Here is a 26,420-nt window from a genome sequence, read left to right as displayed (position 1 = left end):
CGACGCCTGGGCCGGCAGATTCTGGAGTTATTGCCGAACATAGCCGCCCGGCGCATCCGGCAAGGCCTGCCCGTCCACGGCCATGCGCGGCGGCGCGGATGGCTCGCCTGATCGCGCCGCGACCCACTTCGTCCATTCCAGCCACCACGATCCTTCAACCGGTTGCGCGGTCTTCAACCATTCATCCGGACCGACATAGGTGGCATCGGCCGCCTTGGTCCTGACTCGGTAACTGTGCCCCTCCTCGCCGGGCGGCGCCACGATTCCAGCGTTATGGCCGCCGCTGGTCAAAAGGAACGTCACGTCTGCATCCACTAGGAAATGGATCTTGTAGGCCGACTTCCAGGGCGCGACATGATCGAGAACGGTCCCGACCACGAACATCGGCGTATGAATATCCGACAGCGAAATCGGCCTTCCTTCGACGAGATAGCGGCCCGCGGCGAGGTCGTTGTTAAGGAATAGCTTGCGTAGGTATTCCGAATGCATCCGGTACGGCAGACGCGTCGCATCCGCATTCCAGGCCATCAGATCGCTCGGCGGAGACCGCTCGCCCATCAGATAGTCGCGGGTGAGCCGAGACCAAATCAAGTCGTTGGAGCGCAGCAACTGGAAGGCGCCAGCCATTTGAGTGGTGTCGAGGACGCCGCGTTGCCACATCACGTCTTCCAGGAACGCAACCTGGCTTTCGTTGATGAATAGCGTCAGCTCGCCGGCCTCGGTGAAATCGACTTGCGCGGCGAGCAGCGTGATCGACTTCAAGCGGTTGTCGCCGTCGCGTGCCATGGCCGCGGCGGCGATCGACAGCAACGTACCGCCGAGGCAATAGCCCAGCGCATGAACCTGCCGATCCGGTATAATGTCTTCGATGGTGGCGAGCGCGGCTTCCACGCCCAGCGTGCGATAGTCGTCGAAGGCGACATCGCGATCTTTCGCACCAGGGTTGCGCCACGAAATCATGAAGACCGTGAAGCCCTGACCGGTGAGATACTTCACCAGCGAGTTCTGCGGCGACAAATCGAGGATGTAGTATTTCATGATCCAGGCCGGCACGATCCGGATCGGCTGCGGATGTACCTTGTCGGTGGTCGGATAATACTGGATTAGTTCGATCAATTCATTGCCGAACACGACCTTGCCGGGCGACGTCGCAACGGTCTCTCCGACGACGAAATCGCCACCGGCCGGTTGCGGGTGTCCCGACAATAGCCGCACCCAGTCGCTGCACCAATTCTGCCAGCCGCGCACGAAATTCTCGCCACCGCTCTGGAACGCTTTCTGTAGCACTTCAGGATTGGTTGCGGCAAAATTCGACGGTGCCAGCACGTCCAGCATCTGCCGGACCGAAAACTCGACAATTGCCTCGTTTTGCTTCGCAACACCGCGCGTGCCAGTGGTCGCGTTATGCCACCATTGCTCTGCTTGCAGAAATGATTGTGCCAACAGATTGAAGGGTGGAATTTCCCACTCCGGCCGGGCGAAGCGGCGATCCCACGCCGACGGCCTGATCAGCGACCAGGGTCCATGTTGCGGTGAAAGGAAATGCTGCGCGGCTTCGAAGAGTCGCTTGCCGTCTCGCACCGCCTCCTGCGAAATCTCGAGCTGTCGCTGCGGCGACGTCGCCAGGTGAGAAAGCCAGTCGGTATAGGCCAGCAACAGGGCGACCGGCGAAATACCCCCGCTAAGCCGAGCCAGCGCAGCGTGAAACGCGCGATCGGCCGGATAGGATTCGACCGCCTGTTGCGGGCGAACACCGGCCGTTGGCTCGATGCTTTTTCGTCCCGGCGCGCCTCCCCCGACCGGCGCGGGTAAAGTCGATGCTTCCGCCTTCGGCATGGTCGAGTTTACTGGCATTCGGTACCGGTCAGTTCAGCGGATGGCTCTTGAACAGATTCGAGGTGGCCTCGATCACCCGTTCGCCGTGCTTGAACACTCGATCGCAGTCGCGACGAATGAAATCGACCTGATGCTTGCTGCATTCTTCCCACATCGTCCTGATGTCCTTGACGGAATGCGCACCGGCCAACTTCGAGACCAACTCCGAAAATAGGTGCATTTCGGTTTGCGCCCGCTCGACGAGTTCATTGCCGGCGAACACGAATTCCTCGAACATCAATTTCTGGGCGCCAAACACGAAGCTGGAAGCCCGCTCATTGGCCTTTGCTACCCGGGTTTGGGCGTCGGTCGCCGCTTGCTCAACGGCCGTCACTGCAACTGCTTCAGAACGCTCTGGCATGACAATCTCCTATTTTTCGATCGGAACGCTATCGTCTGATGCCAAACCGGACATTGAGGCACATCAATCAGGGCGAGGATGGCCTCAACGCGCAGGGTCACCCAGATGAAAATGGCGGCGACCCAGCGCAATGATCTCGCGATCGGTGGGGTGATCGCAAGCCTCCGCTCGGAGCTCACCTCCCTTGACAGCCTGGCGCCGCTCCTCGAGATATTTCAGCAGCAACGTCTTCTCATTTCCAGGTCCCACGATCAGGATCGCTTCGCTGCTCTGCAGTGCCTCCCCGATCCGCGGAAAAAAAGTCGCATCCTCTAGGGCTTTGCCAGATCCGATGGTATTGGCCTTGTGATGCAGATGCTCGGTTGCCAGATCGGCACGGATCGTCCGTTCGTCGGAGGTTTCCAGCCCCAGATAAAAGACTTTGGCGACGCGGTGATCGATCCAGACGACGGCGTGATTGTGAGCAGCCATGATTATTCTCTCGTTTGAACGGGGGATCCGAATGGCGTTTAGTCGATCAGTGCGACATCAACACCGGCACTGTCATAGACTCGAACATTTCACGCGTGACGCCGCCCAGAATCCGCTCCTGCAGCCGCGAATGACCAAATCCGCCCATCACCAGCAGGCCGATATTACTGTCCGCGGCGGCTGAAATAATGGTCCCCTGAACGTTGGCGCGGTCCGCCATCAGCCGCTGGACACTCGCCTTGATGCCGCGCCGTGCGAGGTGGTTGATGAGCTCCTCTGAGGACCTTTCGCCCGTGTCACCGCGCTCCTCATTCACCGCAATCACGATCACTGCCTGCGCGGCCGTCAGGAATGGCAGCGCATCGCGTACGGCACGGGCGGCCAGCCTGCTTCCGTCCCAGGCGATCCCGACGTGATGCGCGTCGAGCGGTCCCTTGTGGATGTAAGGGACCATCAGCATCGGACCGCCGGAATTGAAGAGAACACCTTGCGGTATGAGGTTGTCGTAGGTGGGAAATGATGGATCCGGCTGCGACACAATGGTCAAGTCATAAAACCGCGAAAGCCTGCCAATGGTTTCCTCAGCGTCGGCCGGAATGGCGGCAAGAGCGCGGGTGCCGTACGCGATCTGGGCCAGCTTGGCTTCCACTTCGAACACAGAAATCGCGGCGTTTGCCCGCTCCAGCGCGCGATCCTGTTCATACCCCATCACAGCGGCGACGGCAGCGCCCCCACCTTCGGCAACCATTCCAATGGAACCCGTGGATTCGTAACCGATGGCGACGGCGTCCAGATGTGCCCGGCGACCGACCGTCAGCCCGACGGCAACGTCGACCACCGTCCTGACCGGTCGCTCTGACGGAATATGGACCAGAATATTCCTGAACATTGTCGTTCTCCCAGGTCTGCGAACGCGCGAAGCCCGCGTCCCATTTGTTGAGAGTAACCGGCAGAGGCACAACCAAAGTTGATGCACATCAAGCCAGGACGACTAGCAGGCGCCCGTCCGCAGCAGCAGCATCATCTACCTTCGCCCGAGGCTTGGTCTGGCGCGGAAAAACAGGCGAGACCTCGCCGCAGCGTGTCGTCGGGGGTTCCCGAAGCATCGACCATATGCCAGTTCACCGTACCGATCGCCTTAGCTTCTTGCTGCTTGGCAACGTCCCGTGTCGCATCCGACGCGTCGTGCTCGCGCCGCCCGATCCGCGAGAGCCGGGTCGCCAAATCTGCCGTCAGAAACAGCCCGACAAAGCGAGCGCGATGCCGGCACGCCAAATCCGGAAGCCCGGCCCGCTGTGCTTCCTGCAGGAAGGCCGCGTCGAGAATAACCGAACAGCCCTGGGCGAGAATACGTGATGCGGTTCTCGAAAGTAGATCGTAGACGCGCCGGGAGGTCTCGACCTGATAGGCAGTTTCCGGCAGATGCGTCGTTTCGCTCACGCCGAACAGATGTTTGCGCATGACATCCGAGCGGACAATGACCGCGCCCGGCGGCGGCTCGATCATGCCCGCAAGCCCGAACGCAAGAACCGACTTCCCCGTCCCCGAAAGGCCCCCGATTGCGGTCAGCAGTGGCTGCTTGGGATTGGCGAGGCGTAGCGCCAAATCGAAATATCGTTTGGCTTCATGCCACGCGGCTTGCCCGTCCACCATTTGCTCGCTCTTGGTAAACACCACATGTGCGCGGATTGCGGCACGCATCGAGAGAAACAAGGGCAGAACGGCGAGGCCGTCGAGATTGTCGTCCGACGCGCCGGCGAGATAGCGGTTGAACACCGCGTTCGAAGCCGCATCATTATCGAAATGAATCAAATCCATCAGCGTGAACGCGAGATCGTAAAGAATATCTGTCGTCGCAATGGCCGGATCGAACTCGATGGCATCGAACAGCCGCGGCGCGCCGTTAATCAGCGCAATATTGGCCAGATGAAGGTCGCCATGGCAGCGCCGCACGAACCCCTTCCCTGCGCGCCGCTCAAGCAGCGCCTGGAGCGTCGCAACATGATCGTGGCTCCGAGCATCGAGCTGATCAATCGCGCCAGCGTCAAGCCCGTTTACATTACGGAATTTTGCGGTGTTGCGGTCGATAATCCCGGGAATGGAGGCGAGCCATATTGCGCCATCGGCGCGCGACGCCTTGTCATGCGATTGTAGGATCGTATCTGCGACAGCAACTGCAAGGGATAGTCCGACCTGTTGCCTCCCGGCAATGCGATCCAGCGCCTGCTCCTCGTCAAAGCGCGCCATTTCGACCGCCCATTCGACCGGAACACCGCTTCCTCCGATTTCAAGGCCACCATTGTCGGTGCGCGTAATCGCCACAACCTGCCGGTAGATCTCCGGGGCATTGCCTGTATTGACGTTAAGCTCCTCTTCGCAGGCCTGCTTGCGCTTTGCGAGCGTCGAATAATCGAGAAAAGGCAACCGCACCGCACGCTTGATTTTCAGGGCACGGTCCCCGCCGAGAAACACCACCGAGGCATGAGTGTCGATCCGCTTGCCACCCTTTGCTGGACCGAAGCCGGAATTCTCGAGAAACTCCAGCACATGACTTTGGAGCTGGCTCTCGGGGTCTGTCGCAATTTCGGGTGGTTCGAGCGAGATCATGGCTGTCGCACGGCGGCGCCAGTGATTTGCCCCGATCGCAGCTTCGACAGAACCTCATTGGCTTCCCGCAATGGAAATGCGGTCGTATGGGTCTTGATGCCCGCCTGGGCAGCGATCTTGAAGAACTCGATCCCATCATTGCGCGTGAGGTTGGCGACGGAGAGCAACTGCCGCTCTTCCCAGAGTATGCTGTAGGGAAAGGAAGGAATATCCGACATGTGAATGCCGGCGCAGACCACCCGTCCGCCTTTGCGCACCGCCCGTAATGCCTGGGGCACCAGCGCTCCGACCGGAGCGTAAATGATCGCGGCGTCGAACGGCATCGGTGGCCTCTGTCCTGATTCCCCGACCCAGTCCACGCCGAGGGAATTTGCCAAGCGTTGCGCTTCGACATCGCCCGCGCGCGTAAACGCGTAAACCGCGCGACCCTGCCAGCGGGCCACCTGAGCAATGATATGCCCGGCTGCGCCGAAACCATAGATGCCGAGATGCTTTCCCTCGCCTGCCAACACCAGTGAACGCCAGCCGATCAAGCCGGCACACAGCAAAGGCGCAAGAGCGACGTCGTCACCGGCCTCTCCGAGTGGAAAGCAATAGCGAGCATCCGCGACAAGATGGGTGGCAAAGCCGCCGTCGCGGGTGTAGCCGGTAAATAGAGGGTGATCACATAAATTTTCGCGGCCGCTCCTGCAATAAGCACATTCACCACAGGTGTGGCTGAGCCAGGGTACGCCAACACGCTCACCGACCCTTAGGGCCGTTACACCGGGACCGAGTTCTTCCACCCGGCCGATCACCTCATGCCCCGGCACGATGGGATAGCAAATGTCAGGCAATTCTCCATCCACGACATGCAAATCGGTCCTGCAAACGCCGCAAGCGTCTATCTTGACGCGTACGGCGCCAGCTTCAGGAACCGGATCATCTCTCTCCTGAAGCCGGAGCGGCGCACCGGGCGCTGTCAGAACCATCGCGTGCATCTCATCGCTCCTAAACTTGCTGCAGGCACGATATCCAGCGGTACACGGTCAAAGTTTGATCCCTGTCAAAGAGCGCGATTTTGCCCTCGCTAACTTGCACATGCCACTATGGCTTAGTCAGAGGGTCCCGGAGACCGACAAATGCGCGCCCATCAAATCATGACGAAGTATGTCACCACCGTAACGCCTCGTACGACGATAGAGGACGCGGCGAATATTATGCTGCGCTGCCATCTTAGTGGTGTCCCGGTTGTGAATGACGAAGGTTCACTTGTAGGAATTGTCTCCGAGAGCGACTTCCTTCGACGGACCGAAATCGGCACTGAACGCAAACGGCCTGCATTTCTCCAGTTCTTTGCGAGCGCTGGAAAATTGGCCGCGGATTTCGTCCACGAGCGCGGCCGCAAGGTGGAAGATATCATGACACGCGACCCGGTCACGGTGACCGAGCAAACACCGCTGAGCGAGCTGGTGGAGCTTATGGAGAAGCGTGGAATCAAACGCCTGCCGGTTTTGAGCGGTAAGGTGATGGTCGGGATCGTGACCCGTTCAAATCTGTTGCAGGCCGTCGCCAGCCTGGCCCGCGAAATTCCGGACCCGACCGCAGACGACGATCACATTCGCGACCGCGTCACAAGAACTATTCAGGCAACGGATTGGCGCCCGGCCGGGTTTCAGGCCACCGTCCGGAACGGAATTGTTCATCTCCACGGGGTCATCTTCGACGATCACGTTCGCCAAGCGACAATCGTCGCGGCGAAAAACATCGCCGGCGTCAAAGAGGTCCATGATCATCTTTGTTACGTTGACACCTACTCCGGCTTCTACGTGGAGTCGCCCGAGGATATGAAAGCAGCGAGCTGAGACGACTTCCAATGATGATTCTATTGCGAGTGCTCCTGTTTATCGCTGCACCGATTACGGCGCTGTTTGTGTCTCGAGACGCCTTGAACTTTGGCGTTATGCAAACCCTCATCGCCGTCATTTTGATAGCAGCATTCTGTTTGGCAATGGCCTTCTGGAAGCTGCCACCGCCTCGTGGACAGCGCGGCGTCGGATAGCCGTGGCCGGACGCGAAATGCGCTGACTATTCCTATTCCTCAGCTTCCGAAGACCTGAGCAATGAGCGCCATGCCCACCAATTGACCGCTCGCCGCCTCTACCACAATCAGAGCGGCGGGCGCCTTTTGTTCCGGGCGGCCGGCTTTGTACCGCGTAGAACTTGCAACGCTTCCCTGACCTCATCATCTTCAAGGGCATTCTGAAACCGACCTTCGTCGGATGCGGATCGTTCTCCGTCAGGAGACCCGGTTTGCTTCGGAGCTGCTTGCAAGCCTTGACCCGCCCGTTACATGCTCGTTGATGGCGGCTTTTTCGGGAAAGGTCATAGATTTCTCCTGGAGCCCCACGGCCAAGGGCATCGCAGTTGAAACCTACTACCGCGAGGAATCCGAATATTGATCCAGGACAATATCCTTCACGTCTGACGCCCTAACAATGCCCACGTCAGGGACGTTCGCGGCTGCTCTATTCGGGGCTTACTTCGCTGGACGTTCGGTTTTGCGGATGCTCAAGGGTGGACAGGACTTGAGAGCATCCGCAGCCCCGAACTCCAATTTATGAGTGGACGATGCCAACTTACTATTTTGATATGAAGGATGGGGTGCCGATCAGAGACAGGGTAGGACTGGAATTTCCAACGGACCAGCTCGCGATCGAACACTCAAAACTGATTGCGCATCGTTTTAGCCATGAGCATCTGGTCGAGGACCGCAATCTCTGGATCGAGGTGCTCAACGAATCGGGCACTGAAATTCACCGAGAGCCGGTCTATCCCGACCTTCGGTGACACGTAAACCAGCCCCCATCCTTGACAGGCGCGACGCGCCCGCAATTCCGTGCACGTCAATGCCACGCCCGCGGAAATGATCCTGCGCGAGTCCAACTTGCCGGCATTTCTGATATCAATTGGCGAGGCCCGCCGGGAGGATCGGCATACTGTCCGTACAACTCAGGCGGCGCTGACAGTCATCTCTTCACCTGATTGGACTGCTTCGCCGGCGGGAGCGAGAGGTTTTTGCACTGCCAGCAGATTGCTATGGCCGTGAGGATGCTTTTCAACACGCTTTGACCATGAGCGATAGTAAGCAACCGTCGTCATGATCGAAATACCGCCTGCTCCTACCAGCAGTTGGGCAATGACGCCGCTGGAGGTCGTTTGCAGCACAAAATACGCGAGGAACGAAAGGTAGATACCGACGGCGAACACCTCGAGCGATTGCTGGCCGCATTTGATTACGGGCTTCCAGAGAACGGCCTGCAGTCCCGCAGCATCGATCGGTATGAACCTTGCCCCCAAAATGATAAGGACCGCCAAGTGCAGGACGCGATATGGCGCGAGGTTGGTCTTGTCGTTGGGATTAAACGCTTCGAAAAGAACGCGAGGAAACAGTTTCTGAAGCTCGGGTATCTGCCCGGCCATCGTCATCGCGGTCGCAAAGATCAAGTACGCCACCCCGAAGATCAGGACGGCCTTGGAGCGTACCAGGAAATGCAACGCGTTGGCGCCGCCCAGTGCCAACCACGCGCCAAGCACGAAAAGCAGCTGCCACGCGAAGGGGTTAAAATACCACACACCCGATGGAAAGGAGGGAAGATTCCAACCGAACTGCCGGGCGGCGAAGTAGAGCAATATCGATCCCGCCATGACCCAGTTCCGGTATCTGAGCATCAGCCAGAGGACCGGCGGAAACGCACTCATCAAGACGACGTAGAGCGGTAGTACGTCCAGGTTCAGCGGCTTGTACCTCAGCAGCAACCCTTGCGTGATCGTTTCGACCGGTGACGCAAGCAGCGGACCCACATTAAATCGATCAATGAGGTCAGGAGCGTTAAACTGGTTCGAGAAAAAATGGACGGAAGCCAAATAGATCACGAATAGCAGAACGTGGGCAGTATAGATTTGCCCAACACGTCTCAAAAGCCTGCTTGCTCCGAAGGCAAAGCCGTCCTCAACCATCTTCCTTCCAAACACGAGAGCCGAGGTGTAGCCGGAAATGAACACGAACAGATCGGCACCGTCGCTGAAGCCATAGTTACGGAACGAAAACCACGCGAGCACGCTGCTGGAGACATGACCCAGAAACATTGCCCAGTTGGCGAAGCCCCGAAACAAGTCAAGACGCAGATCCCGCTTTGGTGCTGGAAACTGCATTTTCATTCTCATTCGCTCCGCAGCCTACGACATCGAGTTCTGAAGTATCGATTGGGTTCCGCAGATCTCTCCCTTTGCGCAGCCGTCCACCCAAAATAATAGGAGCTGGGCGGCACGTCTTATTGAGCCATGTCAAAAGAACGATTAAGCGCCGCAGGGTGGAACTGCTAACCTGGCGCTGCCAGACCACTGCATCTTCGGCTGTTCGTCTATGCCAATGAGCAGCAGGTCACGGTCGGTGCCTCAATCCACAACGGCCTCGGTGTTAGCTAGTTCACCGTATTGTTCGAAGGCCCCGATCGCATCGGCTGCATACATCAACGCAGGCCCTCCGCCCATGTAAACCGCCATGCCCAGCGCCTCCTCGATCTCTTGACGGCTCGCGCCCAGCTTCACCAGTGCTTCGACATGGAAGCCGATACAGCCGTCGCAATGGGCAGCAACTCCAAGGGCAAGCGCAATCAGTTCTTTCGTCTTCTTGTCCAGGGCGCCGCCGCGCAAAGCGGCATTAGCGAGTGTCGAAAAGCCCGTCAGAGTATCCGGGATATCTTTGCGCAACTTCTTGATGTCATCGGAAATGCGCTTTGTGATCTCGGGAAAATATTTCGTCATGGTCTGGTGCCTTCTCCTGTGGAGGAAACCGAACTCCGATGCATATCATCAGCACTCTTCTGGAGGCACCGCTTTGACCAACGTCAACATGGAGCGATCCATGCGCAGCCAGCGCGAGCGACCTTTGCGCTGGGTCAAATCGGTTCGGGAGCTTTGATCCTACGGTGACATCGCCGCGAGAACGCGACGAGGACCGATGGAGCCATGCTATGCCCACTATCCGCCGGTTCATCCTGCTTGCGTCCGTGCTTGCGTCCTTCTCGGTTGCTGAAATTGCCCGCGCACAGCCCTTTGGAATGGGGATGCGCGGATGGGGCTCGGGTCAAGACGTCATGGGCCCCGGCGCTATAATGGGACCAGGCATGATGAGGTACGGCCGGGTCGACCTCATGTGCAGCCCTGCGGCAGCGGGCTTTGTCGGTTGGCGGATCGATCGGATTGAGCGGTCCATCAAGCCAACAGAAGCACAGCGCGGAAAATTCGACGAGTTAAAGGTGGCATCGAACAAGGCTTCCGAGACCATGCGCGCTGCCTGTCCGAACGAAGCTGCGACGACAGCACCCGGACGGATGGCCGCAATGGAAAAGCGACTAGATGCAATGCTGCAAGCGGTGAAAACCATCCGACCCGCGCTCGAGGCTTTTTACGCCACGCTCAACGACGAGCAAAAGGCGCGTCTCGATGCTCCTCTTGGTCGGATGCGCTTCTGGCGAGAACTCTGGTAGCACGGTCCGGGTGCAAGGAGTGCCCGGTCTTGATCGGCCATGAGGACATTGCTGTTCTTTGTACCGGTCGACCAGCCGGTGGGCAACCTCGATCGAAAGGGCGGTCTCGATCGGCCTGGTTGACGCACATGTCTACGGCATTGCATGAGGCGATCTGGATCTCGGCTCACAAATAGTCACGTAGTCGATGGCCGACCAGAGAATACCGCCGAATTGGCGGACATCGCTAACGGATTGAACACACCTCGGACCGTCACCCTGGCCAGGAGTCGTCGCAGCTGCCCCGCCACCGCCCCTTGTGCATGCAATGCCGGCTCCGATCACGCGCGCCGACCAAACAAGAGAATCGCGCCAATTGGGAGGATGAAACCAAGTACTGCCGCCGTGATCAACAGCGGGCCAAGCTCCGAATACTCGCCACGTTGGATGACGAAAATATGGTTGAGATATTTGGTCTGAAGTTGGCCTGCCACGAGCGCCAGGTTCATCAGCGAGGCCATTAGGGCGAACCACGTCGCACGGCGACCCTCCGGCGCATAGAACGCAATCAAGGTGAGCAGAGGGATCATGCTGAGCTGTGCAAAGGGAGAGGCCGCCGCTGCGTCAATCACGGCGATTGCGCGCGCGCCAAACCCGAATTTCTCGGTCCAGTGGTGGATGCCGAAGAATAAACCGATATTGGGCAAGGACAGAACTGCTCCGGCAACAGCAAGCCAGAACAGCACCCTCGTCACGGAATACTCCGTCAGTTGTTTGCTGAAGGTCCACATCGCGGCGATGGCAATGATAGCCGCAGTTTGACGAAGGCTACCATAAAAGGTCTCGTCGAATTTGAGTACGTCGAGCGTCCACCAGAAATACCCGTCGCCGACGGATGGTGTGGCGCGAAATGCAAAGATAGTGATGCTTGCGAACAGGATGGCGCGCCGGGTCTTCGCCTCAAGTTCTCGGGTAACAAAGAATAACATCGTGCAAATTGCCAGCATCGACAATAAGAAAACCACTTCTTGTGCAAATGGCAGCCCGCCCAAAGCCACGGCCAGAACGATAAGCCCGAAGCCGACGCCGCCGCCGAGAATGCGCCAGTCGATCGGCCGCCGCTCGCTGGTTTCCGACTGAATCAACAGCACTCCTAAAGCCGAGATGGCGGGGATGAAGAGCCCGAGAAGAAATACTGTTTCACGGCCGAAGATTTGAGCGAGCCATCCGGATAATCCTGCCACCGCAAGTATTCCGATGCCGAGCGCGAGACGGCCGAGGACTTGAACCATACCTAGCTCTGCTCGAACCTCGTCCTCTGGGCGAGCATTACCGGCCGGGTCCACGCGGGATACGACCTCGGTCGACATCGCATCCGCTACGACGTCCTGGATTACGGCCCCAACCACGATCAGCATCGCGCCGAGAACGTACAGGTTGTCGGCTCGACTGAAGGGAAGCCATCCGCCGGCCGCGCCAGCCAGCGTGAGCATCCCAGCAGCACTGAAAACGGCTCCGATCAAGATGTAGGACCGCCGCTGCGAGCCGACGATCGGAACGCTGTCGACCAGTTGGCCGAACATCATCTTCACCGTCCACGGCAGGCTGAGCCAGACGCCTATTCCGGCGAGCTCCGCTGCGGTAAGAGCCAAGCTCTCCTTTACCCACATGTCGCGGCTTACGTCGATGATACCCAGGGCGCCATAGGCAAAATAGACCATCAGCAACGGCAGATACTGACGACGAAAGCCTAGAATGGGTCGCATGAGGCCGGGCGACCATGCGGTGACCGCCCTGATGATCGTTTCCGGCAATGTGGTTGGCGTCGGCGCTCCGTCCGTGGACTGGCTCATGAGACTAGTTTCATCTGTCGCCTCAGTGCGACATCAGGCAGCAGATCGGGCTCGACGTCAGGAGATCGCGGGTCATGCCACCAAAGACCCATTCGTTGAACCGACTGTGACCATAAGCCCCGGTCACCAGCAGATCGGAACCTTCGTCCTCGGCGAATGCGATGATCTGATCCGCGCCCGACCCTTTTGACTGCACTTCGGCTCGCGCTTCGGCCCTTATCCGGTGCCGTGCCAGATAGCGGGCGACGTCATTCACTCCACGGCGCGCGACGTCCATGCCATCATTTTCGCAGACCTCCATGACGGTCACGCGCTTCGCCTCGTGGAGGAAGGGCAGTGCGTCCTGCACGGCGCGCCTTGCTTCCCGCGTATTCTTCCAGCCAATCACCACGTGTTCGGCAGCAAGCGATTTTGCAGCCGCTGGCACAACGAGGACCGGACGCCCTGCTCCCAAAAGAGCCGCACCGGCATCCAGTGTCCGGTAGATGTCGTTCGATTTACCCTTCTGAACCACGATCAAATCGGCACATCGTGCCTCGTTGATCAGCGTTTGAGTGGGAAACTCGATGGCCGATCGCCATTCGATCTCGCGGGCGGCCCCTGCAGCAACCCGAAACTTCTTTCCAGCTTCTGCAAGTCTGGCGTTCATCTTGGCGATATCGAATTCGCTTGCATTGTCGACGATGACGACACCTTCGGCGGCGAACGGCGGCATGACAGCAAGCGCCGACAAGCCGACCAGGACCGCCGAGCATTTGTCTGCGACGCCTGCTGCGACGCCCGTCAGCTGCTTCGAAACATGGTCGGCGTTGACGTAGACCAGAACTGTTGCATATGACATGGCTCATTCCTCCATTGGCGATCACGGGCCAATTACATCCACGTCCGGTCGCAGGTGCCGTTGAGCCAAATCAAACTCTGAATGTGTAAGACGGGATGGGCGTCGGCATCCTCCCGATTATTGAACGGGCATACCCATTTCGTCAGACATTTCTTGATTTGATCGAGCGGATAGCTGCTCAAGCCTTTACTTGTCTAAGCAAGACGATGCGTACCGTGACGGCGAGCTGAAATGCGTTAACGCAATTCGGCGAGCGCTTTCGCCTGACTCGCGCGGACGTTTCGTGCCCGCGCACTTGAGACGGTGCGAACTGGCGCTAATCGACCCTAACCGGTTTGTAGTGCAACCACATCGGTTGGTGGGCAGCGGAAACGAACCGGTATTCCGACAAGCGCTGCGAAATCAACAAAGAGAGGCCGTGACTGGTTCTGCTATCCGGCCTGCGCCCACCCCTCGTCCTCCGGTGACCTGAACGAAAGTCCGGACATCGCGTCGAAGAAATAGAGGTGGTCGTGAACCAGCTTGACGCCAGCAACGTTTTCGGCCGCCACGATCGCGGCTTGCCGAAAACGCTCATCCGTAATCATACCGCTTAGATGAACAATTCCATCCCGTACGATGACACCGAGTTGCATGGGCTGCCAGTCGAGCTTCTCGATCGATGCAATCACGCGGTTGCGAATGTGGTCATCGTCCGCGGTCGGATCCGGAACATCCCGCGCGAGACTTGCGACGGCGCGAAGCAAATCCGCCCGTGTCACGATGCCGACCAGCATATCTCCACGCATCACCGGTAGGCGCTTGATATCGTGACGTTCCATCAATCGAACGAGTTCCTCAAGCAGCATATCTTCCGTTGCAGAGTGGATTTCATCTCGGGTCATGATCTCGCCGACCTTGCGGCCGTGCTCACGCACAAAATCCAGAGCGCCCTTGTCACCACTCATCAGGAAGTCGAGCCATCCGATATGCGGACGCTGCGTCCCGATCTCGCTGCGCCGGACAAAGTCTCCCCTTCCGATACGATGCCGATTAACCGACCGACGCCATCAACCACGGGAAGTCCGCTGATGTGCTGCTTCAGCATGAGGTTTGCGGCAGCCCGGATCGACGCGTCGGCGTCGACCGTGATTACGTTGCGGGTCATGACATGATGTGCGCGCATTTCTGGCCTCCTGTTTTCGGAAGCAGACTATTCAGGATCAGCGTGTCTCGATTGATGCAGGTCAAGCGCCACGCAATCCCAGATGGGATGATGGCAACTGGGCCAACGGGTCGGAGAGAGATATTCACATGCGCATGCGCGTATACAAGGTCGCGGCAATCTCTTTGCTGATGCCTGTCATTTCAGGCATCGCGATGGTCTCTGCATCTGCAGACGAACAGAGCGTTCGTCGCGGCAAGGTCATTGCGGTAACGAAGTGCTCGTACTGTCATTCGATCGAAAGGACTGGCCGAAGCCCACGCGCCGCGGCGCCACCATTTCGGACTCTTCACAAGCAATATCCAGTAGAAACACTTGAAGACGCGCTCGCCGAAGGGATGTCGACGGGTCATCCGCGTATGCCGGAGTTTCGGTTGGAGCCCAATCAAGTTGGGGATTTCATCAGCTTCCTTAAATCCCTTGAATAGTCAGGTCGTAGCGATGGACCTGGCCTGTGGGATCGCCCGAGGACCTAAAAGCCGCGGAATTCCTGAGGACATGAATGCCGCAACGTGACTCCATTACCTCACGAAAGACTTGTAAACGGAACGCGCGACGCGAGTTCTAGATGGCGCACAACAACCACGTCCAGCTCAGCACCGGCATCGGTGCGGATCTTTCGCCTGGACCGGACGGATCGATCGGCCTTCGATCTGATTGATATGCAGGCCCGGCCCGGAGAAATCAGGATGGCAACGACAAGAGCGAACGATGAGCTGGCGGATACCGACGACCTGAACCTGGTGGACCGCTATTGGCGCGCCGCCAACTATCTGTCGGTCGGTCAGATCTATCTGCTGGATAATCCGCTGCTGCAGGTACCGCTGCGGCCGGAGCACATCAAACCACGTCTGCTCGGACATTGGGGCACCACGCCCGGGCTAAACTTTGTTTACGCCCATCTCAATCGAGCCATCCGGGCCCTGGATCTCAATGTCATTTACGTTTGCGGGCCCGGCCATGGCGGCCCCGGCGTCGTCGCTAATACCTATCTGGAAGGGTCCTACAGCGAGATCTATCCCGATATCAGTCGGAACGCCGATGGTCTGCGACGTCTGTTCCGGCAGTTTTCCTTCCCCGGCGGCATTCCCAGTCACGCAGCTCCGGAAACGCCGGGGTCCATCCACGAGGGCGGCGAGCTCGGTTACGCGCTGGTACACGCCTATGGCGCGGCCTTCGACAACCCTGACCTGATCGTGGCCTGCGTAATAGGCGACGGCGAGGCCGAGACCGGACCACTGGCGGCCTCATGGCATTCCAACAAGTTCCTGAGCCCCGTCCGTGACGGCGCGGTCCTCCCAATCCTTCATCTTAACGGCTACAAGATCGCCAACCCGACCGTGCTCGGCCGGATGGATGACGACGAGATCCGCCAGCTCTTTACCGGCTATGGTCACGAACCCCTGTTCGTTGAAGGTGACGAACCCAAGCTGATGCATCGGCAGATGGCGGACGTCTTGAAGCGGGCAATCGAGAGCATTCGTGCGATCCGGCGCACTGCGCGCGATGGACACAAGACGAGCGACCGCCCGAAATGGCCGATGATCGTGCTCCGTAGTCCCAAGGGCTGGACCGGCCCCAAGGAAGTCGATGGCCTGAAAGTTGAGGGCTTTTGGCGCGCGCACCAGGTTCCGATCGCCAACCCCCGCGGAAATCCCAAGCATCTTGAACTGCTTGAGCAGTGGATGCGCAGCTACCAGCCCGAGACGCTGTTCGACGGCGCTGGCCGCTTGCTCCCGGAATTGCAGGCTCTCGCGCCAACGGGCGAGCGGCGAATGGGCGCCAATCCGCATACCAACGGTGGATTGCTGAAACGCGAACTTAAGCTCCCGAACCCTGGCGAATATGCCGTTGATGTGCGCCAGCCCGGGGGCGTCAAGGCCGAGGCGACGCGCACGATGGGACGATACCTCCGCGACGTCTTCCGCTTGAACGCCGAGGCGCGGAACTTTCGGATCATGGGACCGGATGAAACCGCCTCAAACCGCCTCGATGCGGTGTTCGAGGTGACCGAACGGGTCTGGATGGAGCGCACCGAACTTTACGATGTTCACCTGGCTCAGGATGGCCGGGTAATGGAGGTGTTGAGCGAGCATCTCTGCCAGGGCTGGCTGGAGGGTTATCTGCTCACCGGCCGACACGGCCTCTTTTCCTGCTACGAGGCCTTCATCCACATCGTGGATTCCATGTTCAACCAGCACGCCAAGTGGTTGAAGGTTTCGCGCGGCCTGCCCTGGCGACGTCCGATCGCCTCGCTCAATTATCTCCTGACATCGCACGTCTGGCAGCAGGATCACAATGGCTTCAGCCACCAGGACCCAGGCTTCGTCGATCTCGTCGCCAACAAGAAGGCCGACATCGTGCGCATTTACTTTCCGCCTGACGCCAATACGTTGCTCTGGATCACCGATCATTGTTTGCGAACCTATGACCGGATCAACGTGATTGTTGCCGGCAAAGCGTCCTCACCGCAATGGCTGACCATGCAAGAGGCGGCGACACATTGCGACGCCGGCATCGGGATCTGGAGATGGGCTGGTAGCGAAACCGAAGGCTCCGAGCCGGATGTCGTGATGGCCTGTGCCGGCGACGTTCCGACGATCGAAACCCTGGCGGCGGTGGACCTGCTTCGAAAATCCCTCCCCGAGCTTAAAATCCGCGTCGTCAACGTGGTCGATCTCATGACGTTGCAGCCGAAGGAGCAGCATCCGCACGGCCTCAGCGAGCGTGATTTTGACGGCATCTTCACCCGCGACCGTCCGGTGCTTTTTGCCTACCACGGCTATCCCTACCTGATCCATCGCATGACTTATAACCGCGCCAACCACGTCGGAATGCACGTCCGCGGCTTTAAGGAAGAAGGCACCACAACGACACCCTTCGATATGCTGGTGCTGAACGAGCTTGACCGGTTTCATCTGGCGATCGAGGTCATCGAACGCGTTCCCGGCCTCGGCATCGCGGCGGCCCATATCAAGCAACAGTTTCGCGATGCATTGATCGAACATTCGCATTATGTCCGCGAACACGGCGAAGACATGCCGCAAATTCGTAACTGGGCTTGGCCAAACAATCCTAAGCAAACGTCCGCCCCAGCCGGGGATTAAAAACTGCCTCGGCTGCGATGTAAGGAAATAGATAATGTCCGACGCCGTCCTGGTCCTTAATGCTGGCTCCTCCAGCATCAAGTTCGGATTGTTCGATATTTCGGAGATTGAGCCGCGCTTGCTCTGCAAAGGCCTGCTCGACGAACACCATGCCAAGCCAGGCTTCACCGCGATCGACGGCGCCGGCAATCATTTGTTCGAGAAGCGACGCGCACCAGCCGACAATAACGGCGATGCCCTGCTCGCCGATATCCTGGATTGGAACAATGATTATCTGGATGGCGGCACGTTAGCCGCCATCGGGCATCGCGTCGTTCACGGCGGACGCGATTTCACTGGTCCGGCCGAAATAACGGACAAAACCATTGAGAAGCTGGCCGCCCTAACGCCGCTTGCACCCTTGCACCAGCCGCGCTGCCTGTCGCCGATACGGGCAATCAGGTCGCTGCGGCCCGGTCTCACGCAAATTGCTTGCTTCGACACTGCCTTCCATCATGGCCTCGCGCCGCCGGTCAGCCGCTTTGCTATCCCGCGACGGTTCGAAGAGATGGGCATCCGGCGCTACGGTTTTCACGGACTTTCCTTTGAGTTTATCGCCAGCCGTCTGGCCGAGATCTCACCCAACCTGGCCGGCAAACGCACCGTGGCGGCGCATCTCGGCAACGGAGCCAGCCTTTGTGCGATGCGCAACGGCCGAAGCGTCGATACCACCATGGGCTTTACCCCACTCGACGGATTGATGATGGGTACGCGCGGCGGCGCCATCGACCCCGGCGTGCTGCTATACCTTCAGCAGCGGGGCATGTCCGTCGATGACCTTCAGCACATGCTTTACCAAGAATCCGGATTACTCGGCGTCTCCGGCCTTTCCGCCGACATGCGTGTCTTGCTCGCCAGCGCCGATCCGCGTGCTATCGAGGCGATCGAGCTATTCACGTTTCGCGTCGCCAGAGAAGTTAGCGCGATGGCAAATACGCTGGGAGGGCTGGAATGCCTGATTTTTACCGGTGGCATCGGCGAGCATTCCGCAGAGATAAGACAGCAAGTATGCGAACGGCTGCAATGGCTGGGAGTGCGAATCGATCACCCGGCAAATGATCAGGGGAGCGAATGCATCAACACCGAGAACAGCAGGGTCGACGTGCGTGTTATTCCCACAAGCGAGGAGACCGTGATCGCCCGCCATTGCTCGGGAATATTGCGAGCGCAGGGCTAAAATACGCCTGCCGTTGGCCCAGCTTTGTTCTTGGCGCGGCCGTCCGCCGCGAAGCCAGGCTCGGATCTCCCGCACCGTAGTCGGCGTCCGATAATTGACCAGCGGCACAAAATGCCATGGCCCTTTCTCTTTGACCAGCATTTTAAGGCCGTGCGCCAACATAGAGTTGATCTGCCTCAATCTGGAATGCGGACGCGAATTCAAGCACGGGCGCCATGATGCAATGCAATGTGATTGATCTATCGCATAGTCACTCCCTCGCATTGAACTATTGGAAGCAAGCGTTAGGGAAAGCTCGCGACTGTTGCAATTTCAAGCATGCCTCCCTGAGCGTTGAACTTAATGGATGCTCGGGGTCAGCTTCACGAGCAACTCAAAGGTTTTGAATGATGAGCGAGCGAGCGATTGAAGGCTTCGTGCCATTGCGCCGCCGTCTTGGCTTACCCCTTCTTGTATTGTACGGGACCGGAATCACGGTCGGAGCCGGCATCTATGTGCTGATCGGCGCAGTTGCCGGCCATGCGGGCATTTATGCTCCATGGTCATTCTTGCTTGCTGCGGTGGTGATGGGCCTGACCGTCGCCTCCTACGCGGAGTTGTCGACGCGCTACCCGGTCAGCGCCGGCGAAGCGGCCTACGTCAGGGCAGCCTTCCGGTCGCCTACATTCTCCACGGCCGTCGGCCTGCTGACCGTAGCGATCGGAGTGATTTCTTCGGCCGCGGTAACGCTGGGATCCGCCGGCTATATCCAGCAATTTGTCAATCTTCCGCAATCCTTAATCGTGACCGCGGTCCTGGCGATTATTGGAGGCGTGGCATGCTGGGGGATTCTGGAGTCCGTCATCCTGGCGAGTATCTTTACGCTGATCGAGGTCGGTGGACTTGTTATCGTTGTCGTCGCCGCCGTTTATGCGGACCTACCCATTGTCGCAACAACCGCACACATGCCGCCGCTGAATGCGGCCGAGCTATCGGGAATCGCCTTCGGGAGTTTGCTCGCATTTTTTGCTTTCATCGGCTTCGAGGATCTTGCCAACGTTGTCGAGGAAGCAAAGGTGCCGCACCGCGACATTCCGCGCGCCATGATATTGACCTTGCTCATTTCAACCCTTCTGTATGTCATTGTAGCAGCGGTCGCGGTGAGTGCCGTGTCGATTGAACGCCTATCTTCCTCGCCAGCACCGCTGAGTCTGGTCTTTCGCGAAGTCGCTGGTGTCAGCCCGGCGACAATAAGTGCTATCGCCATTGTCGCAACGCTGAACACGATCCTTGCGCAGATGACAATGGCGTCCCGGGTTATTTACGGCGTCGCCCGCGAGCGTCAGTTGCCAGCCGTCCTCGCGCGGGTGAACCCGCGGACCGGAACTCCCTTGGTCGCAACGCTGCTCATTCTAGTGATGGTCGTCCCCCTTTCGCTGTTCGTGCCGCTGGCTTCGCTCGCAGAAGGCACCTCTTTGGCAACACTTGGGGTCTTTTCGCTCGTGAATCTTTCGTTGCTCCGGCTTCGCTATCATGGAGTGCAATCCGAAACGCCGCATGTCACCGTGCCGGTTTTCGTTCCCGCGGCCGGATTTGCCACCTGTATTGCCATGATGGCAATCGCCTTTTTGAAGTAGGTAGGCCAAATGGGCGCCAGAGGGATCATACCATCCAGTCAGCAGGCTTCGTCGCTGCCAAGACCAGCCAGAATGCAAGATGAAACCTACATTTCTCCAGACGAAGGGCAGCTGCTCAAACGCTTCTGGCAAAGCGCTTCCGGCTTCTGGCGCGGGCGTTCCGCGTGGCGCGCTTGGCTGCTGGTCGTGCTCCTGATCGCTACCGTGTTGCTGCAGCTATGGCCGCTGTACGGGCTGAATTTCTGGAATCGCGACTTTTTCAATGCGATCGCTCGCAATGACGCAGCAGATCTCTGGACGCAGGCGCTGCGATTTGTACCCTTGGCAGCTGCCAGCATTTTCCTCGCCATCCTTTCAGTCTGGACCAGGATGACAATGCAGCGCACGTGGCGCGAGTGGTTGAGCAACCATCTCTACAACTATTGGCTGGAGAATGACCACTATACCCGGTTGAGATTCATGCCTGGGGAGCATCAGACTCCCGAGTTTCGAATCGCCGAGGATGCAAGGATTGCGACGGACCTTCCCATTGACCTCACGATCGGACTGTTCTCTTCCTTCTTCACGGCGATCACGTTTATCAGCGTTCTCTGGTCCGTCGGAGATAGCCTGGTCATAGGCTTCAGCGGCCTCATGGTGACCATTCCCGGTTACCTGGTCATTTCGGTCGTCGTCTATTCCATCCTGCTTTCTGCCGGCACTTTGCTGATCGCCCGCCACCTGGTCCGCGTATTGGAAGAGAACAAACGAAGCGAAGCCGAACTGAGATCGATCGGGACTCACCTGCGCGAAAGCGGCGAAGGCACCGCACTTGAAGATGGCAAAAAGGACGGCCGCCAAGTTGTCGGCGGTGCTTTGAAGGCGGTAATAGCCGTATGGCGGATCTATTGTTGGCAGCTGATGCGGTTGACACTGATCACGCACACCAGCCTGCTCATCACGCCCGTCATCGGCTTGCTGCTTTGTACGCCAAAATATCTCGCAGGTGCGATGACTTTGGGGGAAGTGGTTCAAGCTGCAGCCGCCTTCGTTATAGTGCAGGGTGCGTTCAATTGGTTCACCGACAATTATGCACGCCTGGCGGAATGGGCTTCCTCCGCCAACCGCGTCGCGTCGCTGCTGCTCGCGCTGGATCAGGTTGATAGGGCACGGGTCAGCTTAAAGGTATCAGAACAATGAAAGACCCGTACGAGACGCTCGGCGTTACCCGTTCCGCGACCGAGAAGGAGATCAAGGACGCTTTCAAGAAACTGGCACGCAAATTCCATCCTGACCTCCATCCGGGCGACAAGGAGGCGGAAGCGAAGTTCAAGGCCATCTCGGCTGCCAACGACCTGCTCAAGGACAAGGAGAAGCGGCGGAAATTTGACGCGGGCGAGATCGACGCCAGTGGCGCAGAACGGCCGCAGGAGCGGTTCTACCGCGACTTCGCCGATGGTCCCGCCTACACCTCGCATGCCGCGCAGGATGGATTTGAGAGCAACGAGGATCTGGAAGAATTCTTGGCAAAGGCGTTTGCCGGCCGAGATCAACGCTCACAGGGTACGTTCCGGGCGCGCGGCCAGGATGTAAGTTATGTGCTCCCGGTCGCTTTCCTGGACGCTGCCAACGGCGCCACCCGAACCATTACCTTGCCAGAAGGCAAGACCTTGCAGGTGACCGTGCCCGAAGGAGCCGAGGACCGGCAAATGCTGCGTCTGAAAGAACAGGGAATGCCGGGTTATGGCGGCGGGCCGCCGGGCGACGCCTATGTCGAACTGCATGTACAGCCGCACCCGTTCTTTCGCCGTAGGGACGACAACATCCATGTCGAAATACCAGTGACCGTGAAGGAGGCCGTGCTGGGCGGCCGGATCGAGGTGCCGACAACAGGCCAACCAGTAACGGTGACGGTCCCAAAGGGATCGAATACCGGCACCACGCTGCGGCTGAGAGAAAAAGGCATCCGCAATCGCAAAACTGGCCAGCGCGGCCATCAACTGATCACCCTGAAGGTGGTGCTGCCCGCAGCCGAAGAACCCGAACTGGTCGAGTTTCTGCAGGAGTGGCAGCCGAAAAACCAGCAGGATCCGCGCAAGGAGATGGAGACATGATGGCAATCGATGACCTCCTGGCGACGATATCCACGCTGCAACGCAGCGATCTTGAACGCTGGATCGGCGAAGAACTGGTCTCGCCGCAGCAGGACGCAGGATCGCTCTTATTCTCGGACAGGGAGTGCGCCCGAATCCGCCTCATCTGCACCCTGACATACGAACTCGAGATTGATAGCGGCACGCTCCCGGTCGTGCTGTCGCTGGTTGATCAGCTCTACGATACCCGCCAGCGTTTGCTGTCGCTTACCCGGGCCGTGACGGTACAGGACAAGACCATTCAGGCAGCGATCATCGCGGCTATGGCGCCAGGTGAAGGGTCTCCAGGAGGGGATCGACCTTAAGCTGCGGTCGTGAATGACATACGACGCGGCATTTTAGCGGTCTCGGCCAGTGTGCGAGCCGGCCGGGGGTAGAACTCATAACCGAATGCCCTTCACGTCTTGGTATCGAAGACGCTTGCCCTCGTAACCCCCATAGCCTGTTCAATTTCAACGGGATTTTAAACGGACAAAGCCGATACGCCGCAAGTTCTCTGTTGCATTCCAGCCTCAGATGGCAGGAAGTATGTGATACCTATGATGCCACCGCCCTTCTTCCGGTATGCAGCTGCTCAAAACCGGGACAGCTTGGAAGTGCGGTTACATATGAATTGCTGCGCGCTCAGCCCCACCACCAGAGATCAACAAATGCGCTGGCTCGCGACATGGAAGACGACGCCGTCGCGACAAGTTTCGGCGCTGGTTGCTACCGCCATAGCTCTGTTTGTCGTCGCGGCTGTTGCCTTGGCTTTCAATCTGACGCGTCTTAGAGAGAGCTTCGGCTGGGTTGAGCATACGAACGAGGTTTTGCGCAACATTTCGAGCAGCGAACGAGCCCTGCTTGAAGCTGAATCAAGCGAGCGCGGCTATCTGTTGACGGCAGAAATCAGCTATCTCGACAGCTACAAACGCTCGCGGGTTTCTTTGCTCACGGGACTCGATGCACTTCGACAACTGGTCTCTGACAACCCGACCCAGATCCGGCGCTTTGACGAATTGCGCACCAGTATCGACGCCCGTCTGGCAGAATTGGCGCAAGTTATCGAACTTGGACCATCTCACGTGGACGAAGCTCTGGCGATATTGAAGAGCGCCCGCTCAAAGCAGCTCACGCCTCTCATCGAATCTCAACTCGGACAATTGAGGCAAGCCGAACTGACCCTGCTCGGTGAACGGCAGCAAGGCCTCGACCAAGTCACGGTTCTGACTACCGTGATAGCGGCCGTCTTGGGCACTTTTGCATTGCTGAGCGCAGCAATTGGAATTCATTTTCTGCAACGCCAACGGGCTTTAGATCATCTTCGCGACGCTAATCAGGAGCTCTCGGTCAGCCAGGAGGAATTGAGAAGCCGCGAAGCGCACCTTCAGGCAGTCCTTGCCACCGTTCCCGACGCCATGGTCGTCATCGACGAACGAGGGGCGATACAATCGTTTAGCGCTGCGGCAGAAAGACTGTTCGGGCGGACAGCACTTGAGGTAGCTGGGCATAACGTCCGCCTTCTCATGCCCCTTCCCTACCGACTGGAGCACGACGGCTATCTGACTAGATATCTGACCACAGGCGAGCGCCGCATTATCGGGACCGGACGCGTCGTTGTGGGTCAACGCAAGGATAAGACAACCTTTCCGATGGAGCTTACGGTCGGAGAGGTCTTGTTGGAAGGAAAGCGACAATTCATCGGGTTTGTTCGCGACCTGACTCAGCGCCAGGAGGGCGAGCGTCTTTTGCATGAAATGCAATCGGAACTGTTGCACGTATCGAGGTTAGGCTCGATGGGAGAAATGGCTGCCGCCCTTGCACACGAACTCAACCAACCGCTGGCGGCGATGACCAATTATTTGCAAGGTGCACGACGCTTGCTCGAAAGCGGCCCGGAAAAGAACGCAAAGACCCTGATGGTGGCCTTGGAAAAGGCTGCAGAACAATCCTTGCGCGCTGGGCAGGTCATAAAACGTCTGCGTGAATTCGTTGCCCGTGGCGAGACCGAAAAGAATGTCGCAAGCCTTAAAAAAATGATTGAGGATGCAACCGCGCTGGCACTGGTCGCCGCCAAAGATCGATCTGTCCAGATAAGCCTTCAGCTTGATCCTGCCGCCGACCTTGTGCTGGTCGACCAAATTCAGATACAGCAAGTTCTCCTCAATTTGCTACGCAATGCCATCGAAGCCATGCGAAGTGAACCGCGGCGCGAACTAACTATTTCTGCGAAGTCGACCGGAGATGGAATGGTGATGGTTTCCGTTGCCGATTCCGGAGCCGGGATCACTCCGGAAATTGCGCCGCGATTATTCCAGCCTTTCGCGACCACAAAGCCGCAGGGCATGGGGATAGGTTTGTCACTGTGCCGCACCATCATCGAATCGCATGGCGGACAGATAAGGGCGGAAGCCAATCCGGCCGGCGGAACGATCTTCCGCTTTACGGTCCGGGCGACCCAGGAAGCCGACCATGTCTGATTCCACCATCCACGTAATTGACGACGATGACGCTGCCAGAGACGGCTTGGTATTCCTGTTGACCACCTCGAATTTCGTTGTCCAGGACTATCACTCCGCGCGAGCTTTCTTGGACGTCATTCACGGCGCGGCCAGGGGCTGCGTGATCACCGATCTCAGCATGCCGGAGATGAGTGGCATTGATCTTCTTCGCGAGATCAGGGCTCTTGGATTTGACTGGCCAGTGATCGTGGTTACTGGCCAGGGTGACGTCACCCTCGCCGTCGAGGCATTGAGGGCGGGGGCCACTGAGTTTATCGAAAAGCCTTACGAAGCAGACGACCTGTTGAATGCACTCACTGCCGCCATCAAAGAACCCACGGGAACAATCGACGCAAAAAGGGTCAGGGTCGGACAATTGTTGGCGCTGCTTTCCGTCGAGGAGCGTCGAGTTTTCGACGGGTTAACCAATGGGCTATCTGCGGCCTCCCTCGCGCAGGACCTTCGCCTGTCCCCACGGGCGCTTGAAATTCATCGCGCAAATCTCATGACCAAATTGCAAGCATCGAGCCTATCCGATCTGGTTCGCATGGCGCAGTTGTCGGTGACCCAACCGCCCGCCGAAGATTAGATCCGATGCCGAACTTGACCTGCCTCAAGGCGGCTGCCGGCCGTTATGGCATCAAAATTGATTCCGCGGCCACGCCGAATCGCGCCCGAAAGCTCATAAAGGCAATGACTCTGCGCCAACCCTTATCTGCCGCCATGCACGTGCTCGTTGTTGACGACGATGCGGCGGTGCGGAAATCTATCAAGTTTGCACTGGAGCTGGAGGGGTTCGAGGTGCGCGACTTTTCCAGCGCCGAGGAACTTCTAATCGAAGAAAGCATCCCGCCGCGCAGCTGTCTGGTAGTCGACTACTATATGCCCGAAATGAATGGACTTGAGCTGGTAGCGAGACTGCGCGAGCGGGACAGCGCTCTGCCGGCCGTTCTCATCACCGGTTCTGACGACAATTTGCGCAACCGGGCAGCGGCTCTTGGCGTAATCATGGTCGACAAGCCCATGCTAGGCGCCCCTTTATTGAACGCGGTCCGGTCCGCCTTTGGCGGCGAGGCAACATCGTCATAGCTGGCTCGGCCGGTTGCCTCAAAGCCTCTCAGAGGGGACATGGTTCGAAATCGACCGA

At 58.4% G+C, this 26,420-nt stretch carries 23 protein-coding genes and 1 pseudogene; 13 read left to right on the top strand and 11 right to left on the bottom strand.

Features of this window, described 5'->3' with window-relative positions; translation table 11 throughout:
- Positions 1-27: 27 nt before the first annotated feature.
- From HAP48_RS01735 to HAP48_RS01710, 6 genes are all read right to left on the bottom strand, one after another.
- A complete protein-coding gene (locus tag HAP48_RS01735; RefSeq protein ID WP_224497178.1) occupies positions 28-1,836 on the bottom strand; it encodes a PHA/PHB synthase family protein in 1,809 nt (602 codons plus the stop codon).
- A gap of 28 nt (positions 1,837-1,864) precedes the next feature.
- Entirely contained in the window at positions 1,865-2,236 is a 372-nt protein-coding gene (locus tag HAP48_RS01730) for a hypothetical protein (RefSeq protein WP_224497179.1), read from the bottom strand.
- Positions 2,237-2,320: 84 nt separating this feature from the next.
- A complete protein-coding gene (locus HAP48_RS01725) occupies positions 2,321-2,707 on the bottom strand; it encodes a hypothetical protein (protein WP_166217716.1) in 387 nt (128 codons plus the stop codon).
- A gap of 46 nt (positions 2,708-2,753) precedes the next feature.
- On the bottom strand, positions 2,754-3,596 hold the full coding sequence (locus tag HAP48_RS01720) for a universal stress protein (protein ID WP_166217713.1): 843 nt from the start codon (positions 3,594-3,596) through the stop codon (positions 2,754-2,756).
- A 131-nt stretch (positions 3,597-3,727) separates the two neighbouring features.
- Positions 3,728-5,314, bottom strand: a complete 1,587-nt coding sequence (locus tag HAP48_RS01715; protein WP_166217710.1) for a bifunctional aminoglycoside phosphotransferase/ATP-binding protein — start codon at positions 5,312-5,314, stop codon at positions 3,728-3,730.
- Entirely contained in the window at positions 5,311-6,294 is a 984-nt protein-coding gene (locus HAP48_RS01710) for a zinc-dependent alcohol dehydrogenase family protein (protein WP_166217707.1), read from the bottom strand. The genes HAP48_RS01715 and HAP48_RS01710 overlap by 4 nt, the downstream gene beginning before the upstream one ends.
- Before the next feature lie 141 nt (positions 6,295-6,435).
- Here HAP48_RS01710 and HAP48_RS01705 point away from each other — a divergent pair, with 141 nt between their 5' ends.
- Together HAP48_RS01705 and HAP48_RS01700 are read left to right on the top strand one after the other, a co-directional pair.
- Positions 6,436-7,158, top strand: a complete 723-nt coding sequence (locus tag HAP48_RS01705) for a CBS domain-containing protein (RefSeq protein ID WP_166217704.1) — start codon at positions 6,436-6,438, stop codon at positions 7,156-7,158.
- Positions 7,159-7,924: 766 nt separating this feature from the next.
- Positions 7,925-8,143, top strand: a complete 219-nt coding sequence (locus HAP48_RS01700) for a DUF6894 family protein (protein ID WP_166217701.1) — start codon at positions 7,925-7,927, stop codon at positions 8,141-8,143.
- Positions 8,144-8,305: 162 nt separating this feature from the next.
- On the opposite strand, the gene HAP48_RS01695 is transcribed toward HAP48_RS01700, so the two are convergent.
- Together HAP48_RS01695 and HAP48_RS01690 are read right to left on the bottom strand one after the other, a co-directional pair.
- Positions 8,306-9,514 (bottom strand): OpgC domain-containing protein, encoded by a 1,209-nt coding sequence (locus tag HAP48_RS01695; RefSeq protein ID WP_166217698.1) that lies wholly within the window; start codon positions 9,512-9,514, stop codon positions 8,306-8,308.
- A 237-nt stretch (positions 9,515-9,751) separates the two neighbouring features.
- The gene (locus HAP48_RS01690) at positions 9,752-10,120 is read right to left on the bottom strand and encodes a carboxymuconolactone decarboxylase family protein (RefSeq protein WP_166217695.1); all 369 of its coding nucleotides are present in this window, start codon (positions 10,118-10,120) and stop codon (positions 9,752-9,754) included.
- Between the two features lie 209 nt (positions 10,121-10,329).
- Between HAP48_RS01690 and HAP48_RS01685 the strand changes: the two genes are divergently transcribed.
- A complete protein-coding gene (locus HAP48_RS01685) occupies positions 10,330-10,845 on the top strand; it encodes a Spy/CpxP family protein refolding chaperone (protein WP_166217692.1) in 516 nt (171 codons plus the stop codon).
- A gap of 320 nt (positions 10,846-11,165) precedes the next feature.
- Here the strand turns inward: HAP48_RS01685 and HAP48_RS01680 are convergent, their stop codons facing one another.
- The 3 genes and pseudogenes from HAP48_RS01680 to HAP48_RS01670 all read right to left on the bottom strand — a co-directional run bounded on the left by HAP48_RS01680 (position 11,166) and on the right by HAP48_RS01670 (position 14,683).
- Positions 11,166-12,677: a folate/biopterin family MFS transporter gene (locus HAP48_RS01680; protein ID WP_166217689.1), complete on the bottom strand. Its 1,512-nt coding sequence runs from the start codon at positions 12,675-12,677 to the stop codon at positions 11,166-11,168.
- A 22-nt stretch (positions 12,678-12,699) separates the two neighbouring features.
- Complete coding sequence (locus tag HAP48_RS01675) at positions 12,700-13,518, bottom strand: universal stress protein (RefSeq protein WP_166217686.1); 819 nt, start codon at positions 13,516-13,518, stop codon at positions 12,700-12,702.
- 431 nt (positions 13,519-13,949) lie between these two features.
- Positions 13,950-14,683, bottom strand: a pseudogene (locus HAP48_RS01670) (CBS domain-containing protein).
- Positions 14,684-14,811: 128 nt separating this feature from the next.
- Between HAP48_RS01670 and HAP48_RS01665 the strand changes: the two are divergent.
- The 10 genes from HAP48_RS01665 to HAP48_RS01620 all read left to right on the top strand — a co-directional run bounded on the left by HAP48_RS01665 (position 14,812) and on the right by HAP48_RS01620 (position 26,362).
- On the top strand, positions 14,812-15,150 hold the full coding sequence (locus tag HAP48_RS01665; protein ID WP_420869794.1) for a c-type cytochrome: 339 nt from the start codon (positions 14,812-14,814) through the stop codon (positions 15,148-15,150).
- 261 nt (positions 15,151-15,411) lie between these two features.
- A complete protein-coding gene (locus HAP48_RS01660) occupies positions 15,412-17,829 on the top strand; it encodes a phosphoketolase family protein (protein WP_175612452.1) in 2,418 nt (805 codons plus the stop codon).
- A 34-nt stretch (positions 17,830-17,863) separates the two neighbouring features.
- Entirely contained in the window at positions 17,864-19,045 is a 1,182-nt protein-coding gene (locus tag HAP48_RS01655) for an acetate/propionate family kinase (protein ID WP_166217683.1), read from the top strand.
- A 389-nt stretch (positions 19,046-19,434) separates the two neighbouring features.
- On the top strand, positions 19,435-20,661 hold the full coding sequence (locus tag HAP48_RS01650) for an APC family permease (protein WP_224497180.1): 1,227 nt from the start codon (positions 19,435-19,437) through the stop codon (positions 20,659-20,661).
- Positions 20,662-20,733: 72 nt separating this feature from the next.
- Entirely contained in the window at positions 20,734-21,840 is a 1,107-nt protein-coding gene (locus HAP48_RS01645; RefSeq protein WP_166217677.1) for an SbmA/BacA-like family transporter, read from the top strand.
- Complete coding sequence (locus HAP48_RS01640; RefSeq protein WP_166217673.1) at positions 21,837-22,754, top strand: DnaJ C-terminal domain-containing protein; 918 nt, start codon at positions 21,837-21,839, stop codon at positions 22,752-22,754. The genes HAP48_RS01645 and HAP48_RS01640 overlap by 4 nt, the downstream gene beginning before the upstream one ends.
- Positions 22,751-23,098 carry a chaperone modulator CbpM gene (locus HAP48_RS01635; protein WP_166217669.1) on the top strand — a complete coding sequence of 116 codons (348 nt, stop codon included), beginning with the start codon at positions 22,751-22,753 and terminating at the stop codon, positions 23,096-23,098. The genes HAP48_RS01640 and HAP48_RS01635 overlap by 4 nt, the downstream gene beginning before the upstream one ends.
- Before the next feature lie 345 nt (positions 23,099-23,443).
- Positions 23,444-25,252 carry a CHASE3 domain-containing protein gene (locus tag HAP48_RS01630; protein ID WP_224497181.1) on the top strand — a complete coding sequence of 603 codons (1,809 nt, stop codon included), beginning with the start codon at positions 23,444-23,446 and terminating at the stop codon, positions 25,250-25,252.
- Positions 25,245-25,862 (top strand): response regulator, encoded by a 618-nt coding sequence (locus HAP48_RS01625; protein WP_166217666.1) that lies wholly within the window; start codon positions 25,245-25,247, stop codon positions 25,860-25,862. Before HAP48_RS01630 ends, HAP48_RS01625 begins: the two co-directional genes overlap by 8 nt.
- A 5-nt stretch (positions 25,863-25,867) precedes the next feature.
- Positions 25,868-26,362 carry a response regulator gene (locus HAP48_RS01620; protein ID WP_224497182.1) on the top strand — a complete coding sequence of 165 codons (495 nt, stop codon included), beginning with the start codon at positions 25,868-25,870 and terminating at the stop codon, positions 26,360-26,362.
- Positions 26,363-26,420: the final 58 nt, after the last annotated feature.

This window comes from Bradyrhizobium septentrionale, from assembly GCF_011516645.4.
GTDB lineage: Bacteria > Pseudomonadota > Alphaproteobacteria > Rhizobiales > Xanthobacteraceae > Bradyrhizobium > Bradyrhizobium septentrionale.
The sequence above is the reverse complement of the archived record's forward strand: the minus strand, read 5'-3'. Positions and strand labels throughout refer to the sequence as shown.

What these genes read in the sequence shown, in the direction of transcription:
- HAP48_RS01735 (WP_224497178.1), bottom strand. Translation starts at nt 1,836, where the DNA reads ATGCCGAAGGCGGAAGCATCGACTTTACCCGCGCCGGTCGGGGGAGGC.
- HAP48_RS01730 (WP_224497179.1), bottom strand. Translation starts at nt 2,236, where the DNA reads ATGCCAGAGCGTTCTGAAGCAGTTGCAGTGACGGCCGTTGAGCAAGCG.
- HAP48_RS01725 (WP_166217716.1), bottom strand. Translation starts at nt 2,707, where the DNA reads ATGGCTGCTCACAATCACGCCGTCGTCTGGATCGATCACCGCGTCGCC.
- HAP48_RS01720 (WP_166217713.1), bottom strand. Translation starts at nt 3,596, where the DNA reads ATGTTCAGGAATATTCTGGTCCATATTCCGTCAGAGCGACCGGTCAGG.
- HAP48_RS01715 (WP_166217710.1), bottom strand. Translation starts at nt 5,314, where the DNA reads ATGATCTCGCTCGAACCACCCGAAATTGCGACAGACCCCGAGAGCCAG.
- HAP48_RS01710 (WP_166217707.1), bottom strand. Translation starts at nt 6,294, where the DNA reads ATGCACGCGATGGTTCTGACAGCGCCCGGTGCGCCGCTCCGGCTTCAG.
- HAP48_RS01705 (WP_166217704.1), top strand. Translation starts at nt 6,436, where the DNA reads ATGCGCGCCCATCAAATCATGACGAAGTATGTCACCACCGTAACGCCT.
- HAP48_RS01700 (WP_166217701.1), top strand. Translation starts at nt 7,925, where the DNA reads ATGCCAACTTACTATTTTGATATGAAGGATGGGGTGCCGATCAGAGAC.
- HAP48_RS01695 (WP_166217698.1), bottom strand. Translation starts at nt 9,514, where the DNA reads ATGAAAATGCAGTTTCCAGCACCAAAGCGGGATCTGCGTCTTGACTTG.
- HAP48_RS01690 (WP_166217695.1), bottom strand. Translation starts at nt 10,120, where the DNA reads ATGACGAAATATTTTCCCGAGATCACAAAGCGCATTTCCGATGACATC.
- HAP48_RS01685 (WP_166217692.1), top strand. Translation starts at nt 10,330, where the DNA reads ATGCCCACTATCCGCCGGTTCATCCTGCTTGCGTCCGTGCTTGCGTCC.
- HAP48_RS01680 (WP_166217689.1), bottom strand. Translation starts at nt 12,677, where the DNA reads ATGAGCCAGTCCACGGACGGAGCGCCGACGCCAACCACATTGCCGGAA.
- HAP48_RS01675 (WP_166217686.1), bottom strand. Translation starts at nt 13,518, where the DNA reads ATGTCATATGCAACAGTTCTGGTCTACGTCAACGCCGACCATGTTTCG.
- HAP48_RS01665 (WP_420869794.1), top strand. Translation starts at nt 14,812, where the DNA reads ATGCGCATGCGCGTATACAAGGTCGCGGCAATCTCTTTGCTGATGCCT.
- HAP48_RS01660 (WP_175612452.1), top strand. Translation starts at nt 15,412, where the DNA reads ATGGCAACGACAAGAGCGAACGATGAGCTGGCGGATACCGACGACCTG.
- HAP48_RS01655 (WP_166217683.1), top strand. Translation starts at nt 17,864, where the DNA reads ATGTCCGACGCCGTCCTGGTCCTTAATGCTGGCTCCTCCAGCATCAAG.
- HAP48_RS01650 (WP_224497180.1), top strand. Translation starts at nt 19,435, where the DNA reads ATGAGCGAGCGAGCGATTGAAGGCTTCGTGCCATTGCGCCGCCGTCTT.
- HAP48_RS01645 (WP_166217677.1), top strand. Translation starts at nt 20,734, where the DNA reads ATGCAAGATGAAACCTACATTTCTCCAGACGAAGGGCAGCTGCTCAAA.
- HAP48_RS01640 (WP_166217673.1), top strand. Translation starts at nt 21,837, where the DNA reads ATGAAAGACCCGTACGAGACGCTCGGCGTTACCCGTTCCGCGACCGAG.
- HAP48_RS01635 (WP_166217669.1), top strand. Translation starts at nt 22,751, where the DNA reads ATGATGGCAATCGATGACCTCCTGGCGACGATATCCACGCTGCAACGC.
- HAP48_RS01630 (WP_224497181.1), top strand. Translation starts at nt 23,444, where the DNA reads ATGCGCTGGCTCGCGACATGGAAGACGACGCCGTCGCGACAAGTTTCG.
- HAP48_RS01625 (WP_166217666.1), top strand. Translation starts at nt 25,245, where the DNA reads ATGTCTGATTCCACCATCCACGTAATTGACGACGATGACGCTGCCAGA.
- HAP48_RS01620 (WP_224497182.1), top strand. Translation starts at nt 25,868, where the DNA reads ATGCCGAACTTGACCTGCCTCAAGGCGGCTGCCGGCCGTTATGGCATC.